Here is a 15,927-nt window from a genome sequence, read left to right as displayed (position 1 = left end):
CGCCGGGCACGGCGCCCTCGGCGCGGTGCCCGGCGGGGCGGAGATTCACTCGGGGACGGGGATCCGCCCGTCCAGGACTGCCTTGCGGATCGATTCACGCAGCGCCGAGCAGCGGCCGATGCGTGCACCGCGCTGGGTCAGCGACGGGTCCTGCTGGTACTCCTCGCAGATGGCCTCGGGGTGGTCGGTGTTCCACTGGACCGACGTGTGCTCCCAGCTGCTCTTCTCCACGAGAACCCGGATGCCACAGCGTTCGCAGTCGACCGGCTCCATCAGGCCGAGGCCTCCGCGTCGGCCTTGCGGGCGATGTTGTCGGCGACTTCCTGCTTCCACGCCTCGACCGGCCTGGTGGTGTCGAGCTCGAACTCGAAGCGGTCCACCATCTCCGGCTTGACGTCGGCGACGTCGACGTAGAACTGCTCGTACCAGCGACGCAGCTGGTAGACCGGGCCGTCCTCGTTGGTGAGCAGCGGGTTGTCGATCCGGGTCTTGTTCTTCCAGATCTCGATGTCCTGCTCGAAGCCGATGCCGATGTAGCCGATCATCGCCTGCACCATCTGGTCGGCGATCTCCGCGGGGACCTCTTCGGTCTTCTTGACCTTGATGCCGTACATCAGCACGAACTTGTCCGGGCTGACCGGGTAGTGGCAGTTGATGAGGATCGACTCGGCCTTGAAGTGCTCGTAGTGGTAGGTCAGGTCGTCGATCATGAACGACGGGCCGTGGTAGGCCGCCGTCGAGGTGGTCGACACCAGCTGCGGCACGTCCGGGTCGTCCCACTCGGTGATGTCCTCGCGGCCGACGCCCTCGTACTCCTGGATCGCGACGTGCCCCTCGAAGATGTTCTTGAAGTACGTCGGGAACGAGTAGTGGACGTAGAAGAAGTGCGCCATGTCGACGACGTTGTCGATGATCTCGCGGCAGTTGGTGTCGATGACGATCGACTTCCACACCCAGTCGGTCCACTCCGTGCCCTCGGGGCACATCTGCGGGATCGTGACGTCCGCGGGCGGCGGGTTGCCCTCGGGGTCGTTCCACACGAACAGCAGCTCGTCCTGCTCCATGGTCTTCCAGGTGCGGGTGCGGGCCAGCGGCGGAACCCGGCGGGCATAGGGGATGGCGGTGCACTTGCCGTTGCCGCCCCAGCGCCAGTCGTGGAACGGGCAGGCGATCGAGTCGCCCTTGACGGTGCCCTGGCTCAGGTCGCCGCCCATGTGCCGGCAGTAGGCGTCGAGGATCTTGATGTCACCCTTGCTGTCGGCGAACACCACGAGCTTGGTCCCGAACGCCTCGATGGAGTGCGGCTCGCCGTCCCGGAAGTCCTCGACCAGCCCGAGGCAGTGCCAGCCACGCGCGAAACGGACGGGCGGCGTGCCCTGATCGATGATGCGAACCTCGTCGGTGATCTCGGTGTCCACGTTGGTCATGAAGCGTCTCCTCGTTCAGCGGCCGGGCTGGGCCGCGGTGATGCCGGTCACAGATCCTTCAAATCTCCTTGGACTGGAACGTGTTCTCTAGGACAGTTCCCACCCACTGGGCCGTTACCTTCAGTCCCGGGTGAGGAACGAGCGCAGGAAGAAGCCGAGGTTGGCCGGCCGTTCCGCGAGCCTGCGCATGAAGTAGCCGTACCACTGGCTGCCGTACGGCAGATAGACCCGCATCTGGGCGCCACGGCCGGCCAGCCGCAGCTGCTCGCCGTCCCTGATCCCGTAGAGCATCTGATGCTCGAGGTCGCCGCGGCCGCGGCCCGAATCGGCCGCCATCGAGCCCGCCTCCGCGATGATCGCCGGGTCGTGGGTGGCCACCATCGGGTAGCCCCTGCCCTCCATCAAGACCCGCAGGCACCGCAGGTACGAGGCATCGACCTCCGACTTCGGCTGGAAGGCCACCGAATCGGGTTCCCGGTAGGCCCCCTTGCACAGCCGTATCCGCGAACCCGGCCCGGCCAGGTCCCGGCAGTCCGCCTCCGCGCGACGCAGGTACGACTGCAGCACCGCGCCGAGCCACGGATGGTCGGCGCGCAGGTCGCGAACGAGGGACAGGGTCGCGTCGGTGGTGGTGTGGTCCTCGGCGTCGACGGTGATCCAGACCCCGGCCCGCTCGGCCGCGGCGCAGAGCGTCCGCGCGTTCTCCCGCGCGATCGCGGGGCCGTCGACCGGCAGCGCCAGCCCGAGGGCCGACAGCTTCACCGACACCTCCAGCCGGCGCACCTGCCCGGGGGCCTTCGCCTCCGGCATCTCCGCCAGGTCCGCGAGCAGGGCCAGGTACTCGGCGACGGTGGCCTGCGCCTGGGCCGCATCGGTCGTGTCCTCTCCCAGGTAGTCGATGCTGATCATCCGGCCCGAGTCGAGAATCGCGCGCGCGACCGCGAGCGCCTGCGCCCTGGTGTCCCCGGCGATGAACCGGCTGACGATCGATCGGGTCACGGGTGCCTTGGTGATCGCCGTCTTGAGCGTCGCCGATCTCGCGGCGGCCAGGATCGCGGGCCGCAACGGGTTCGCGAAGACCTGCGCGGCCACGGCTACTCCTCCGGCTCCATGTGCGGATAGCGGTGATCGGTCGGCGGGACGAAGGTCTCCTTGATGGTCCGGGCCGAGGTCCAGCGCAGCAAGTTGATCGGCGAGCCGGCCTTGTCGTTGGTGCCCGAGGCGCGTGCCCCGCCGAACGGTTGCTGACCGACGACGGCGCCGGTGGGCTTGTCGTTGACATAGAAGTTGCCGGCCGCGAATCGCAGTGCCGCACCCGCCTTGTCGACCGCAACCCGGTCGTCCGCGATGACCGATCCGGTCAGCGCATAGGGGGCGCTCGAGTCCACCACCCCGAGCACGTCGTCGAAGGCGCCGGGCGGGTCGTCGTCGTAGACGTGCACCGACAGGATCGGTCCGAAGTACTCGGTGGCGAAGGACTCGTCGCGCGGATCCTCGACGAGCAGCACCGTCGGACGGACGAAGTACCCCTCGCTGTCGTCGTACTTCCCGCCGACCGGGATCGTGACCCCGGCGGCCCCCCGCGCCCGCTCGATGGCCGCGACGTTCTTGTCGTACGCCGCGCGGTCGATGAGGGCCCCACCGAAGTTCGACAGGTCCGTCACGTCGCCGTAGCTGAGCTGATCGACCTCGGCGAGGAAGGCGTCTCCCATTCGCTGCCACACCGACTTCGGGACGTAGGCGCGCGACGCGGCCGAACACTTCTGGCCCTGGTACTCGAAGGCGCCGCGAACCAGCGCGGTGCGCAGCACGTCGGGATTCGCGGACGAGTGCGCGACCACGAAGTCCTTGCCGCCGGTCTCGCCGACCAGCCGCGGGTAACCGTGGTACGAGTCGATGTTGCCCGCCACCTCCCGCCACAGATGCTGGAAGGTCTTCGTCGAGCCGGTGAAGTGGATACCGGCCAGCCGCGGATCACCCAGCGCCACATCGGATACCGCGGCACCCGAGCCGGTGACGAGGTTGATGACCCCCGGCGGCAGCCCCGCCTCCTCGAGCAGCTTCATGGTCCAGTACGCGGCGAGGGTCTGCGTGGTCGCCGGTTTCCACACGACGGTGTTGCCCATGAGCGCGGGCGCGGTGGGCAGGTTGCCCGCGATGGCCGAGAAGTTGAACGGCGTGATCGCGTAGACGAATCCCTCGAGCGGCCGGTACTCGAGCCGGTTCCAGACGCCGGGCCCGGAGACCGGCTGATCGGCGAGGATCTGCCGGGCGAAGTGCACGTTGAACCGCCAGAAGTCGATCAGCTCGCACGGCGCGTCGATCTCGGCCTGCTGGACCGACTTGGACTGTCCGAGCATGGTCGCGGCGGCCAGCGTCTCCCGCCAGGGACCGGAGAGCAGGTCCGCGGCCCGCAGTAGCACGGCGGCCCGGTCGTCGAAGGACAGTGCCCGCCAGCCGGGCGCGGCCGCGACCGCGGCCTCCACGGCGGCGTCCGCGTCCTCGTGGGTGGCGTTGGTGAGGGTCCCGAGCACTGCCGAATGCCGGTGCGGTTGAACGACGTCCACCCGTTCCCCGGAGCCCTGCCGGTGCACGCCGCCGATCACGTGCGGCAACTCGACCGGTTCCGAGGCCAGCACGGTGAGCTTCGCGGTCAGCAACAGCCGCTCGCGGCTACCCGGCGCGTACGAGAGCACCGGTTCGTTGCTGGGCGAGGGAACCCGAGTGACGGCGTCCATGCTGCCTCCTGCCCGCGGCGTGACGCTGCAGGGGCGGTACCCCGGCAACGAGGAACTCCGCCCCCAGGCTAGCGCCGCGGCGGGTCCGCGGCCAGGTAACAGCGATCAGGCGGTGAGCCGTGTGGCGGCGGCGGCGATCCGCTCGTCGGTCGCGGTGAGCGCGATCCGGACGTGCCGACGGCTGCCGGGGCCGTAGAAATCGCCGGGCGCGACCAGGATGCCGCGCTCGGCGAACCAGTCCACCGTGTCCCGGCAGGCCTCCTCGCGGGTGGCCCACAGGTACAGGCCGGCCTCCGAGTTGTCGACGGTGAACCCCGCGGCGCGCACGGCGGGCAGCAGCACCTCGCGGCGCGCGCGGTACCGCTCGCGCTGCTCGTTCTCGTGCGCGTCGTCGTTCAGGGCCGCGGTCATCGCGGCCTGGACGGGGAACGGCAGCATCATCCCGGCGTGCTTGCGCACCTCCAGCAGCTCCGCGACCAGGGCGGCGTCACCGGTGATGAACCCGGCCCGGTAGCTGGCCAGGTTCGAGGTCTTCGACAGCGAGTGCACGGCCAGCAGGCCGGTGTGGTCGCCGTCGCAGACGCGGGGGTCGAGGATCGAGTACGCCTCGGCCTCCCAGGTCAGACCCAGGTAGCACTCGTCGGAGACGACGATCGCGCCCCGCTGCCTGGCGAAGTCGACGACCTTGCGCAGGTGGTCGATGCCCAGCACCTTGCCGGTCGGGTTCGACGGCGAGTTGATGAAGATCAGCGCGGGATTCTCCGGGCCGAGCCGCATGGTGCCGTCGGCGCGGAGCACCCTGGCGCCGGCGAGCAGCGCGCCCACCTCGTACGTCGGGTAGGCGACCTCGGGGATGACGACCAGGTCGTCCGGGCCCAGGCCGAGCAGTCGGGGCAGCCACGCGATCGCCTCCTTGGTGCCGATCGCGGGCAGCACCGCCGCCGGGTCGAGCCCGGTGACCCCGTACCGCCGCGCCAGGGCGCCGACCGCGGCCGCCCGCAGCTCGGGGGTGCCGTGGGTGGTCGGGTAGCCCGGCACCTCCGACACCGAGGCCAGCGCCTCGCGGATCAGCGGCGCCACCGGGTCGACCGGGGTGCCGACCGAGAGGTTGACGATCCCGCCCGGATGGGACTCGGCCACGGCCTTCGCGCCGGCCAGCGAATCCCACGGGAAGTCGGGCAGCGCCCGGGACACCGGAGTGCGCGACCGGGGAACACGCGTGTGCCCGGTCACGGTGGGATCGAGCAACTCAGTTCTCGCCCATCGGCGGCAGCGCCTTGATGAACGGCGGGTCGTAGTCGACCTTGCCGAGCTTGGCGGCGCCACCGGGCGACCCGAGCTCGACGAAGAAGTCGACGTTCGCGCTGACGTAGTCGTTCCACTGGTCCGGCACATCGTCCTCGTAGAAGATCGCCTCGACGGGGCAGACGGGTTCGCAGGCGCCGCAGTCCACGCACTCATCGGGGTGGATGTAGAGCATGCGGCCACCCTCGTAGATACAGTCGACGGGGCATTCCTCGATGCACGCCTTGTCGAGAACATCCACGCACGGTTCGGCAATCGTGTAGGGCACTGCTGCTCTCCCTGCCTTTCGTCAAAGACCATTACGCTGCGCGAACCCCCAAGCCCGCCCAGGAGTTACCAGTATCTCCTCCCCCACCCGGGAGCGCCCGCTTAGGGTGCCCTGACCGTTCGGATGGGACCGCGAGGCGGGGTACACCGACAGACTACTGGGGATCGACCCAAGCCACCCTGCCGAAGCCACCCTGACCGAGGTCAGACGCTGGACAGTCCCTGCACGCCCGATCGGCCCTCCGCCGTCCGCACGGTGTGACCGTCGATCCAGCGCTGGCCCTGTGCGGCCGCGCGGACCAGGGCGCCCCGCTCACCGAAGTAGTCCGCCACCGCGCCGACCAGCGGCAGCTTTCCGAGCGTTCGATAGGGCTGACCCGGTCGCGGTCGCTTCTCGAGTTCGTCGGGAATCGCCCTCAGCATCCGGGCGGTGGACCACATCACCCCGAGCAGGGCGAACGGCCGCCACGACGAGTCCGGCCCGGGTGGCGGCGCATCCGGGTGGGCGAGCAGCGTCCTGGCGTCGGTCTGCCTGCGACAGAGCACCGACGCGAGCATGTCCACCTGGGCGCTGCGGTCGGTGACACCGAGTTCCCTGGCCACCGCGACCAACACCACCGCCTGATTCGCGAAGGCCAGCAGGTCCTGGATCGGCAGCCGCCGGACGAGCGGACCGAACACGCCGGGGAACGCCACCGCGATGGTGTTCAGCGCGCCGAGCCTGGTCACCCACCACCGGGCACGGCGTTCGTCGCTCGCCCGTTCCCAGGCGGCGGTGCCGGGCACCTCCGCGACATCGAGCAGCCAGGCCGCCGCGTCGAGGACCTTCTCGGCCATCGAACGCTGCTCGGCGGTCGGCGTGAACGTCCGAGCCTTGATCCGCAACGGGTCCGAGCTCACCAGGTCCAGTACCGGGTTGATCCCCCAGGCCGCGCGGTCGAGCACCGCGACGACCCTGCCGTCGCCGATTCGATCCTTGTCACTCATGCCACTCCCACCCTTTCGGCATACCCTGTCGTGCGCTGCCTGGCCGGGCGCCCGATCCCCTCGGCGATCGCCCGCAGCTCGGCCACCGTCATCTCCGATCCGTGTTGCGAACCGGCCATCCGCGAGATGGTCTCCTCCATCAGGGTGCCGCCCAGGTCGTTCGCGCCGCCCTGCAGCATCGCCCGGGTACCCGCGACCCCGAGCTTGACCCAACTGGTCTGGATGTTCCGGATCCGCCCGTGCAGCATGATCCGCGCCAGCGCGTGCGCGGCCCGGTTGTCGCGCTGCGTCGGCCCCGGCCGGGACGCGCCGGCCAGGTACAGCGGGGAACTCTGGTGCACGAACGGCAGCAGCACGAACTCGGTGAAGCCACCGGTGCGGTCCTGGATTCCGCGCAGCACGTTCAGGTGCCCGACCCAGTGGTGCGGCTGATCGACGTGCCCGTACATCATCGTCGAGCTGGAGGGCAGGCCCACCTCGTGCGCGGTGGTGACCACGTCGACCCAGGTGCTCGTCGGGAGCTTGCCCTTGGTGAGCACCCAGCGCACCTCGTCGTCGAGGATCTCCGCCGCGGTGCCGGGGATCGAGTCCAGGCCCGCCGCGCGCAGCTCGGTCAGCCAGTCCCGCACACTCTGCCCGCCCCGGGAGGCCCCGTTGACGATCTCCATCGGGCTGAAGGCGTGCACGTGCATCGACGGCACCCGGGCCTTGACCGCGCGAACCAGGTCGGCGTAGCCGGTCACGGGCAGCTCCGGGTCGATGCCGCCCTGCATGCACACCTCGGTGGCCCCGGCGACGTGCGCCTCCCACGCCCGGTCCGCCACCTCGGCGGTCGACAGGGTGAACGCATCGGCGTCGCCCTTGCGCTGCGCGAACGCGCAGAACCGGCAGCCCGTGTAGCAGATGTTGGTGAAGTTGATGTTCCGGTTCACCACGTAGGTGACGTCGTCCCCGACCGCGTCCCGGCGCAGGGCGTCGGCCAACGCGACCATCGCCTCGAGACCCTCGCCGTCGGCGGTGGCCAGGGCCCGGTACTCGTCGTCCGTGCAGGCGCCGGGATCGCGCTCGGCGCTCCGCAGCGCCGCCAGCACCTCGGAGTCGAGCCGCACCGGCGCACCCTGGCTCGACAACTCGAGCACCTGCTCGCGGACCGAGTCCCAGTCGCCGAACGCGCTACCGAGGTCGCTGCGGGTCTCGGTGTTGCGGCCCTCGGTGTCGATGGCGGTGTTGAGGTCGACGCGCCCCGCGGACTCCCACGACTCGTCCGGCTCCTGCCAGGGCAGGCCGGTGGGCCGGGTGTCCGGCCGGGCCAGTCCGCTCACCGGGTCGGCCAGGGCTTGCACGTGCGCGGCGATGCGGGGGTCGATCCACGGCGAACCGGCGAGCACGTACGGCGGCTGCGCGGCGGTCCGCTCGGTGAGCCGGTAACCCGCCTCCGCCGTGATCGCGGCCAGGGTGTCGAGGTTCGGCCACGGCCGCTCCGGGTTGACGTGGTCCGGGGTGAGCGGCGAGACGCCACCCCAGTCGTCGACGCCCGCGGCGATCAGCGCGAGGCATTCCGCCGCCGACACCAGATTCGGCGGCGACTGGATCCGCATGCCGGGCCCGAGCAGCAGCCGCGCGACGGCGATGGTGGCCCGGAACTCCTCGATTCCGGCGTCCGGCGCGTCGCGCATCGCGGTGTCGTCCTTGGCCAGGAAGTTCTGCACGATCACTTCCTGGATGTGACCGAACGCCTTGTGGGACTTCCGGATCGCGAGAATCGACTCGGCGCGCTCGGTCATCGTCTCGCCGATGCCGACCAGAATGCCGGTGGTGAACGGAACCGAGAGCCTGCCCGCGTCGGTGAGGGTACGCAGCCGCACGGCCGGATCCTTGTCGGGGCTGCCGTAGTGGCATTCGCCCTTCTCGGTGAACAACCGCGTGGAGGTGGTCTCCAGCATCATGCCCATCGACGGCGCCACCGGCTTGAGACGCGAGATCTCCTCCCAGCTGAGCACGCCCGGGTTCAGGTGTGGCAGCAGTCCGGTCTCCTCGAGCACCCGGATCGACATGGCGCGCAGGTAGTCGAGGGTGGAATCGTAGCCGCGGGCGTCCAGCCACTCCTTGGCCTCCGGCCAGCGCGCCTCCGGTCGGTCCCCGAGGGTGAACAGCGCCTCCTTGCAACCGAGTTCGGCGCCCTGTCGGGCGATCTCCAGCACCTCGTCGGCCTCGAGATACATCCCGTGCCCCTCGGCACGGAGCTTGCCCGGCACCGTGACGAAGGTGCAGTAGTGGCACTTGTCCCGGCAGAGCCGGGTGAGCGGGATGAAGACCTTGCGCGAGTAGGTGATGGTCCCGGCGCGACCGGCCGCCTCCAGTCCGGCGTCGCGCACCCGCGCGGCCGAGGCGGCCAGGTCCTCGAGGTCGGCGCCGCGGGCGTGCAGCAGCACGGTGGCCTCGTCGACGTTGAGGGTGGCGCCGTCGCGGGCGCGGCGCAACGCCCTGCGCATCGCGGACGGCGACGGCGGCGCCGACCCGGCCGCGGGCGCCGCGGCACCCCCCTGTGCGGACCCCGACGGCATCACGGGATCGGGCAGCATCGCGGGCGTGGTCGCGGGGGCGTCGTCGGTGCTCACGCGTTCGATCATGCGCCATCACCCGTGGGACCGGCCAGGGGAGGCCTCCCCGTCGTGGTGTCGCCGCCGGTCAGTCGTGCGGATAGTCGTCCTCGTCCGGCACGACGCGCGCCTGCTCGGCCGCGTCGGCGTCGTTGACCTCGAGCGAGCCGCCTGCCGATTCCTGCACCGACTCGTCGGTGTTGTCGGCCTCCTCCGAGCCACCGACCGGCGTCTCCTGCTCGACGCGGTCGGCCTCGGGGACCTCGGGCCCAGTGGGGTCGAATCGGTCCATGGTCGTTCCTTCCCTCGCCCCTCCAAGGCTAACCCTCCGGAGGCCCCCCGCGAGAAGGACGACGGCGGGGCGACATCGACCGAAACCGGCCGAGGGTCGCGCGGTGACGGCCCTGGATCGGGCAGGCTGGAGACGTGAGCACTCCCCCGACCTCCGCCGTCACCATGGCCGACCCCCAGTGGCGGCCCAGCAGCCGTGCCCCTCAGTTGTGGGCGATCAACGCCGCCCTGGTGTGGATCCCCGTCTTCGTCGCCCAGATCGTGTGGGGTGTCGTCGACGGGCGCTGGAGCACCTGGCCGCACGTCGCGGTGTTCGCCGTCAGCCTCGCGTGCGCGCTGACGCACATCCTGGTGGTCCCGCAGTGGCGGTACCGCGTGCACCGCTGGGAGGTCAGCGCCGACGCGGTGTACACCAAGACCGGATGGTTCAACCAGGAACGCCGCATCGCCCCGATCTCGCGGGTGCAGACCGTCGACACCGAACGCGGGCCGATCGACCGGATGCTCGGCCTCGCCACGGTCACCGTGACCACCGCCTCGTCGGCGGGCGCGGTCACCATCACCGCGCTCGACCGCGAGGTCGCGGACCGGACCGTCGCGCAGCTCACCGAGATCGCAGGCCGCAACGTCGGGGACGCGACGTGATCACACCCGGGCATCCCACCCGACACCACGAGGTACCCAACCCCGCGCCCGGCACCGCGCCACCGGAGGCATCGGGGGCCGACGCGCTGGCGGCCGAACAGGAACAGCCGTGGCTGCGGCTCGACAAGCGGATGCTGCTGGTGCATCCCGTCGACGAGGTCATCAAGCTGCTACCGGTGCTGCTGATCTCGCTGATCGTCGGCACCCAGAGCGGCAACCACACGCTCGGCCTGGTCGTCGTCGCCGCGCTGGTGGCGTACGCGCTGCTGCGCTGGTTCACCACCAGCTACCGGATCGGTCCGGTGCACGTGCAGCTGCGCACCGGGGTGTTCCGGAAGAACTTGCTCTCGGTGCCGCGCAACCGGATCCGGTCGGTGGACGTGGAGGCCGGCGTCCTGCACCGGCTGCTCGGGCTGTCCATCGTCCGGATCGGCACCGGACAACATGCCGCTTCCGGCGACGCCGCCAAGTTCGAGCTGAACGCGCTCGACTCGTCGCTGGTGCCCGCCCTGCGCGCCGCGCTGCTGGCACGGCACCTCGAGGCGCCCGACACCCTCGACGCGGCGCCCACCACCGCGGCGCCGGTCGAGATCGCGCACTGGTCCCCCGCCTGGGTGCGGTACGCACCGTTCTCCGTCACCGGGGTGCTGACCGTCGCCGCCATCGTCGGCGTCGCCTTCCAGTACGGGATCGGCAGACAGATCGCCGAATCGTCCGCGGTGTCGAGGGGCATCGACTCCGCACAGCAGCTCGGCACCGCGCTCGCCGGGCTGCTGGGGCTGATTCTGCTGCTGATCGTGGCCAGCGTGCTCGCCTGCGTGCGATACCTCGTCGCGTACGGCAACCTCCAGGTCACCGATGACGGGAAGGTGCTGCATGTCAGCCATGGCCTGCTCAAGACCCGGCAGACCACCCTCGACCGGGCCCGGCTGCGCGGCACCTCGCTGCGCGAACCACTGCTCCTGCGGATCGCGGGCGGTGCCCGCCTCGACGCCATCATGACCGGCGTCAGCGCGGAGAAACACCAGTCGAGCCTGCTCATGCCGCAGTCCCCGCGCGCCGAGGCCGAGCGGGTCAAGGGGGCGGTCGAACGCGTGACCCCCGGCAGCCCCCCGGCCCGGCTGACCCCGCACGGACCCGCCGCGCGTCGCCGCCGCTACACCAGGGCCCTGCTCCCGGTCGCGGCGACGGCGTTCGCGCTCGCCCTCGCCTCGGCCCTCGGCGTCGGGATCCGGTGGCCGGCCTGGGCGGCGGTCGGCGCCCTCACCCTCGCCGCCGTGGCGCTCGCCTGGGACCGCTCCCGCGGGCTCGGACACGCCACGCCGCCGGGGTGGCTCGTCACCCGCAGCGGTTCGCTCGATCGCGGCAGGCACAGCCTCGAGGCGGACGGCATCATCGGATGGACCGTGCGGCAGAGCTACTTTCAGCGCCGCGCGGGAGTCGCCACGGTCGTCGCGGCCACCCCGGCGGGGGCCGGACACTACGAGGTTCTCGATCTGCCCGCCGACCGCGCCTGGGGGCTGATCGAGACGGTGACCCCCGGCGCAGGCGACATCTGGACCCGCACCACCTGAGACCGAATCCCCGCTTCCCTCGACGCACGGAGGTCACCGATGCACGACGATCGCGAAATCGTGGAGGAGCGGCTGCGGCGTTTCGTCGACCAGCGGCTCGGCGCGGCGCTCTACCGCGAGACCGCGCCGGCCGAGATCTCCGCGTGGCAGGTGCCGGGCGAGCCGGTGCCGGTGTCGGAGGCGATGACGCAGGAGTTCGAGCCCATCGCGATCGGGACCGCCTGGGGCAGGCCGTGGGGCACGACGTGGCTACACGTCACCGGCCACGTGCCGGCGCACTGGCTGGCGCTCATGGGCCGGGACGTCGAGGTGGAGATGGTGGTCGATCCCGGGTTCACCGGCGGCCCCGGCTTCAACGCCGAGGGGCTCGCCTACCGGCCCGACGGCACCGTCATCAAGGCGATCTCCCCGTTCAACACCTACCTGCCGGTGGATCCCCACCGACCCGTCGACCTGTACCTGGAACTGGCCGCGAATCCCGATGTGGCACGCAGTTTCGGCTTCCAGCCGACCGCGCTGGGCGACCCGGACACCGCGGGTGAGGATCCGATCTACCGGCTCCGCCAGGTCGACTTCGCGCTCCGCGACCGCACGGTGTGGGAGCTGACCCAGGACATCTGGACGCTCAGCGGCCTGATGCACGCGCTGCCGTTCGACCTGCCGCGCAGGCACGAGATCCTGCGCGCCCTCGAGCGGATGCTCGACACCGTCGACCCGGACGACATCGCCGGCACCGCCGCCGCCGGCCGCGAGCAACTGCGGGAGGTGCTCGCGCGACCGGCCTACGCCAGCGCGCACAACGTGGTCGCGGTCGGGCACGCGCACATCGACTCGGCCTGGCTGTGGCCGGTCCGCGAGACCATCCGAAAGTGCGCCCGCACCTTCTCCAATGTCGTTGCGTTGATGGACGATCACCCGGATTTCCGGTTCGCCTGCTCCTCCGCCCAGCAGCTCGCCTGGGTCAAGGACGGCTATCCGGAGCTGTTCGAACGGATCCGGGACAAGGTCGCGTCCGGCCAGTTCGTCCCGGTCGGCGGCATGTGGGTGGAGGCCGACACCAACATGCCCGGCGGCGAGGCGATGGCGCGACAGTTCGTGGCGGGCAAGCGGTTCTTCCTGGAGGAGTTCGGCGTCGACACCCCCGAGGTCTGGCTGCCGGATTCGTTCGGCTACTCGGCCGCGCTGCCCCAGTTGGTGCGCCTGTCCGGCTCGCAATATTTCCTCACCCAGAAGATCTCCTGGAATACGACCAACAAGATGCCGCACCACACCTTCAGGTGGGAGGGCATCGACGGTACGCAGGTCTTCACCCACTTCCCGCCGGTCGACAAGTACAACTCGGACCTCTCCGGCCACGATCTCGGTCACGCCCAGCGCAACTACCGGGAGCAGGGGGCCGGGACCGTGTCCCTGGTCCCGTTCGGGTGGGGCGACGGCGGCGGCGGACCGACCCGCGAGATGCTGGCCGCGGCCGAGCGGACCCGCTCGCTCGAGGGCTCGCCCACCGTCACGCTGGACTCGCCTGCGAACTTCTTCCGCCGCGCCGAGGCCGAGTACCCCACGCCACCGGTGTGGTCGGGCGAGCTGTACCTGGAGCTGCATCGCGGCACCTACACCTCGCAGGCCGAGACCAAGCAGGGCAACCGGCGCAGCGAGCACCTCCTGCGTGAGGCGGAACTGTGGGCGGCCACGGCCGCGGTGAGGGCCGGGGCGGACTACCCGTACGACGAGCTCGAGCGCCTCTGGCGCCTGGTCCTGCTGCAGCAGTTCCACGACATCCTGCCGGGCAGCTCCATCGCCTGGGTGCATCGGGACGCCGAGCGCAACTATGCCGCCATCGCGGCGGGCCTGGAGCGGATCGTCGCCGCCTCGGCCCGGGCGCTGACCGGGAAGGGCTCGTCGACCCTGACCCTCAACGCGACCCCCCACCCCCGCGACGGCGTACCCGCGCTCGGCATCGCGGTGGCCGGGGGCGACGCCGAGCGCACCCGGGTCACCAAGCGCGGCAACGGTTTCGTCCTGAACAACGGACTGGTCCGGGTCGCGGTCGACGGCGACGGCCTGATCACCTCGCTGTCTGATTCGGTCACCGGACGGGACGCCATCGCGCCCGGCTCGGTCGGCAACCTGCTGCAACTGCACCGGGACGTGCCCAACCAGTGGGATGCCTGGGACATCGACGAGTTCTATCGCCGCACCGTGACCGACCTGCGGCGCGCGGACTCCGTGGACCTCGTCGGCGATGTGGTGGTGGTGCGCAGGTCGTTCGGGGACTCGACGGTGGTGCAGCGGCTGGAGCTCGCACCCGGTTCCGGCGCGCTGGAGATCAGCAGCGAGATCGACTGGCACGAGCGGCAGAAGCTGCTCAAGCTGGCGTTCCCGTTCGACGTGCACGCCGACCGCAGCGCCGCGGAGACCCAGTTCGGCCACGTGTTCCGGCCGACGCACTCGAACACCTCCTGGGACTTCGCGAAGTTCGAGATCTGCGCGCACCGCTGGGTGCACGTCGGCGAGCCCGGCTACGGCGTCGCGGTGGCCAACGACTCCACATACGGCCACGACGTCGGGCGATCCACGAGGCCGGACGGCGGCAGCACCACCACGGTGCGCCTGTCGCTGCTGCGCGCACCGTTGTACCCGGACCCGCAGTCGGACCAGGGCGTGCACACGCTGCGAGTCTCGGTGCGGCCCGGGTCGACGATCGACGACGCCGTGGCCGAGGGCTATCGGATCAATCTGCCGCCGCGCACGATCACAGGCGCCGCGCCGGTCGAACCGCTGCTGCGGGTGTCGAATCCGGCCGTGGTGGTGGAGGCGGTCAAACTCGCCGAGGACCGCAGCGGCGACGTCGTGGTCCGGCTGTACGAGTCCACCGGCGCCAGGTCGACCGCGCGGATCGACGTGGGCTTCCCACAGGCGGGGATCGAGGTCGTCGACCTGCTCGAGCGGCCGGTCGAGCAGCCCGCCGCCGCGACGGTTTCAGGCGACGCGATCACCGTGACGCTGCGGCCGTTCCAGGTGCTGACGCTGCGATTGCGCGCGGCGACGACCTGACCGAACGAGGCATTCCCCTGCGCCGTCCCCGGCGGGGGTGTTACAGATGACGGTCGCACGGCTTCGCACATCCCCGTCACCAGTCTCAGGAGTACTCAAGTGAATGCCCGGCTCCGCGCCGTGGCGACGAGCCTCGCGGCCGTCGCCATGTTCGTCCTCGGTTCCGCGATCGTCCCCGCCGCAACGGCATCGGCACAGTCGGCGTCGACCGGATCGGCAGGCGCGCAGGACGAGGAGCCGCCCGCAGGTGCGAATGACTGGTCCTGCCGCCCGTCTCAGCAGCACCCGCGGCCCGTCGTGCTCTTGCACGGCACCGGGTGGAGCATGAAGCAGAGCCTCCCCGCGCTGACGAGTGCGCTCAAGGCGGACGGCTATTGCGTCTACGCGTTGAACTACGGCGGCACCCGCGAGTTCTTCGGGTTGGGACCGACCGCGTGGGGAACCGCGGCGATCGAGGGCTCAGCGCGCGAGCTGGCCGCGTTCGTCGACCGCGTTCGCGAGAGCACCGGTGTCGAGCAGGTCGATATCGTCGGGCATTCCCAGGGCGGCATGATGCCTCGCCAGTACCTCAAGTTCGAGCACGGCGCGGACCCCGTCGATCCCGCGCGCAACAAGGTACGCACGCTGGTCATGCTCGGTCCGTCGACCCACGGAACCACGTTCGACGGCGCTCGCCCGGTGGGAGTGGCGATGAACCAGCAGCTCGCGGGCTCGGCCTTCCTGACGAATCTCAACGCCGGCCAGGAGACGTATCCGGGGATCGACTACACCGTCATCGCGACGAAGAAGGACAAGACGATCACCCCGCCCGAAAGCTCGTTCCTGATCCCCGCGCCGGGAACCTCCGTCCGAAACATGTTCGTGCAGGACGTGTGCCAGGACGATTCCCTCGAGGTCGCGCATTCCGGCCAGGTGCTCTATCCGGACGGGTCCAAGGGGCTGCTGGACCATCCGGTCTCGCTGTTCCTCGTCCGCAAGGCCCTCGATCCAACCCTCCAGGGCACGATCCCCTGCTCCGGGTAATCCGAACTCCGGGCCC

13 protein-coding genes are annotated in these 15,927 nt (G+C 70.6%); 4 read left to right on the top strand and 9 right to left on the bottom strand.

Going from position 1 to position 15,927, the window contains the following annotated elements:
- Window positions 1-45: 45 nt before the first annotated feature.
- From ACFQS9_RS11810 to ACFQS9_RS11770, 9 genes are all read right to left on the bottom strand, one after another.
- Window positions 46-273 (bottom strand): hypothetical protein, encoded by a 228-nt coding sequence (locus ACFQS9_RS11810; RefSeq protein ID WP_378404765.1) that lies wholly within the window; start codon window positions 271-273, stop codon window positions 46-48.
- The gene (locus ACFQS9_RS11805; protein ID WP_378404762.1) at window positions 273-1,427 is read right to left on the bottom strand and encodes a Rieske 2Fe-2S domain-containing protein; all 1,155 of its coding nucleotides are present in this window, start codon (window positions 1,425-1,427) and stop codon (window positions 273-275) included. The genes ACFQS9_RS11810 and ACFQS9_RS11805 overlap by 1 nt, the downstream gene beginning before the upstream one ends.
- A 120-nt stretch (window positions 1,428-1,547) precedes the next feature.
- Window positions 1,548-2,519 (bottom strand): proline dehydrogenase family protein, encoded by a 972-nt coding sequence (locus ACFQS9_RS11800; protein ID WP_378404760.1) that lies wholly within the window; start codon window positions 2,517-2,519, stop codon window positions 1,548-1,550.
- A 2-nt stretch (window positions 2,520-2,521) separates the two neighbouring features.
- The gene (gene pruA / locus ACFQS9_RS11795; protein WP_378404758.1) at window positions 2,522-4,165 is read right to left on the bottom strand and encodes an L-glutamate gamma-semialdehyde dehydrogenase; all 1,644 of its coding nucleotides are present in this window, start codon (window positions 4,163-4,165) and stop codon (window positions 2,522-2,524) included.
- Between the two features lie 105 nt (window positions 4,166-4,270).
- A complete protein-coding gene (gene dapC, locus ACFQS9_RS11790; protein ID WP_378404756.1) occupies window positions 4,271-5,398 on the bottom strand; it encodes a succinyldiaminopimelate transaminase in 1,128 nt (375 codons plus the stop codon).
- A 16-nt stretch (window positions 5,399-5,414) separates the two neighbouring features.
- Window positions 5,415-5,738 (bottom strand): ferredoxin, encoded by a 324-nt coding sequence (fdxA, locus tag ACFQS9_RS11785; RefSeq protein WP_378404754.1) that lies wholly within the window; start codon window positions 5,736-5,738, stop codon window positions 5,415-5,417.
- Between the two features lie 203 nt (window positions 5,739-5,941).
- Complete coding sequence (locus ACFQS9_RS11780) at window positions 5,942-6,724, bottom strand: hypothetical protein (RefSeq protein ID WP_378404752.1); 783 nt, start codon at window positions 6,722-6,724, stop codon at window positions 5,942-5,944.
- Window positions 6,721-9,306 carry a bifunctional FO biosynthesis protein CofGH gene (locus tag ACFQS9_RS11775; protein WP_378404930.1) on the bottom strand — a complete coding sequence of 862 codons (2,586 nt, stop codon included), beginning with the start codon at window positions 9,304-9,306 and terminating at the stop codon, window positions 6,721-6,723. Before ACFQS9_RS11775 ends, ACFQS9_RS11780 begins: the two co-directional genes overlap by 4 nt.
- 106 nt (window positions 9,307-9,412) lie before the next feature.
- On the bottom strand, window positions 9,413-9,616 hold the full coding sequence (locus ACFQS9_RS11770) for a hypothetical protein (protein WP_378404751.1): 204 nt from the start codon (window positions 9,614-9,616) through the stop codon (window positions 9,413-9,415).
- Between the two features lie 164 nt (window positions 9,617-9,780).
- Here ACFQS9_RS11770 and ACFQS9_RS11765 point away from each other — a divergent pair, with 164 nt between their 5' ends.
- From ACFQS9_RS11765 to ACFQS9_RS11750, 4 genes are all read left to right on the top strand, one after another.
- Complete coding sequence (locus ACFQS9_RS11765; RefSeq protein ID WP_378404928.1) at window positions 9,781-10,260, top strand: PH domain-containing protein; 480 nt, start codon at window positions 9,781-9,783, stop codon at window positions 10,258-10,260.
- Between the two features lie 131 nt (window positions 10,261-10,391).
- Window positions 10,392-11,834 carry a PH domain-containing protein gene (locus ACFQS9_RS11760; protein ID WP_378404926.1) on the top strand — a complete coding sequence of 481 codons (1,443 nt, stop codon included), beginning with the start codon at window positions 10,392-10,394 and terminating at the stop codon, window positions 11,832-11,834.
- A 39-nt stretch (window positions 11,835-11,873) separates the two neighbouring features.
- Window positions 11,874-14,888, top strand: coding sequence for an alpha-mannosidase (locus ACFQS9_RS11755; protein ID WP_378404749.1), 3,015 nt, complete (start codon window positions 11,874-11,876; stop codon window positions 14,886-14,888).
- A gap of 99 nt (window positions 14,889-14,987) precedes the next feature.
- Window positions 14,988-15,911, top strand: coding sequence for an esterase/lipase family protein (locus ACFQS9_RS11750; RefSeq protein ID WP_378404747.1), 924 nt, complete (start codon window positions 14,988-14,990; stop codon window positions 15,909-15,911).
- Window positions 15,912-15,927: the final 16 nt, after the last annotated feature.

The organism is Rhodococcus daqingensis, assembly GCF_042665615.1.
GTDB classification, from domain to species: domain Bacteria; phylum Actinomycetota; class Actinomycetes; order Mycobacteriales; family Mycobacteriaceae; genus Rhodococcus_G; species Rhodococcus_G daqingensis.
This window is presented reverse-complemented; position numbering and strand designations above follow the sequence as displayed.

Excerpts from the sequence above, each read along its gene's own strand:
- ACFQS9_RS11810 (WP_378404765.1), bottom strand. The coding sequence starts at position 273 with ATGGAGCCGGTCGACTGCGAACGCTGTGGCATCCGGGTTCTCGTGGAG.
- ACFQS9_RS11805 (WP_378404762.1), bottom strand. The coding sequence starts at position 1,427 with ATGACCAACGTGGACACCGAGATCACCGACGAGGTTCGCATCATCGAT.
- pruA (WP_378404758.1), bottom strand. The coding sequence starts at position 4,165 with ATGGACGCCGTCACTCGGGTTCCCTCGCCCAGCAACGAACCGGTGCTC.
- ACFQS9_RS11780 (WP_378404752.1), bottom strand. The coding sequence starts at position 6,724 with ATGAGTGACAAGGATCGAATCGGCGACGGCAGGGTCGTCGCGGTGCTC.
- ACFQS9_RS11775 (WP_378404930.1), bottom strand. The coding sequence starts at position 9,306 with ATGCTGCCCGATCCCGTGATGCCGTCGGGGTCCGCACAGGGGGGTGCC.
- ACFQS9_RS11770 (WP_378404751.1), bottom strand. The coding sequence starts at position 9,616 with ATGGACCGATTCGACCCCACTGGGCCCGAGGTCCCCGAGGCCGACCGC.
- ACFQS9_RS11765 (WP_378404928.1), top strand. The coding sequence starts at position 9,781 with ATGGCCGACCCCCAGTGGCGGCCCAGCAGCCGTGCCCCTCAGTTGTGG.
- ACFQS9_RS11760 (WP_378404926.1), top strand. The coding sequence starts at position 10,392 with ATGCTGCTGGTGCATCCCGTCGACGAGGTCATCAAGCTGCTACCGGTG.
- ACFQS9_RS11755 (WP_378404749.1), top strand. The coding sequence starts at position 11,874 with ATGCACGACGATCGCGAAATCGTGGAGGAGCGGCTGCGGCGTTTCGTC.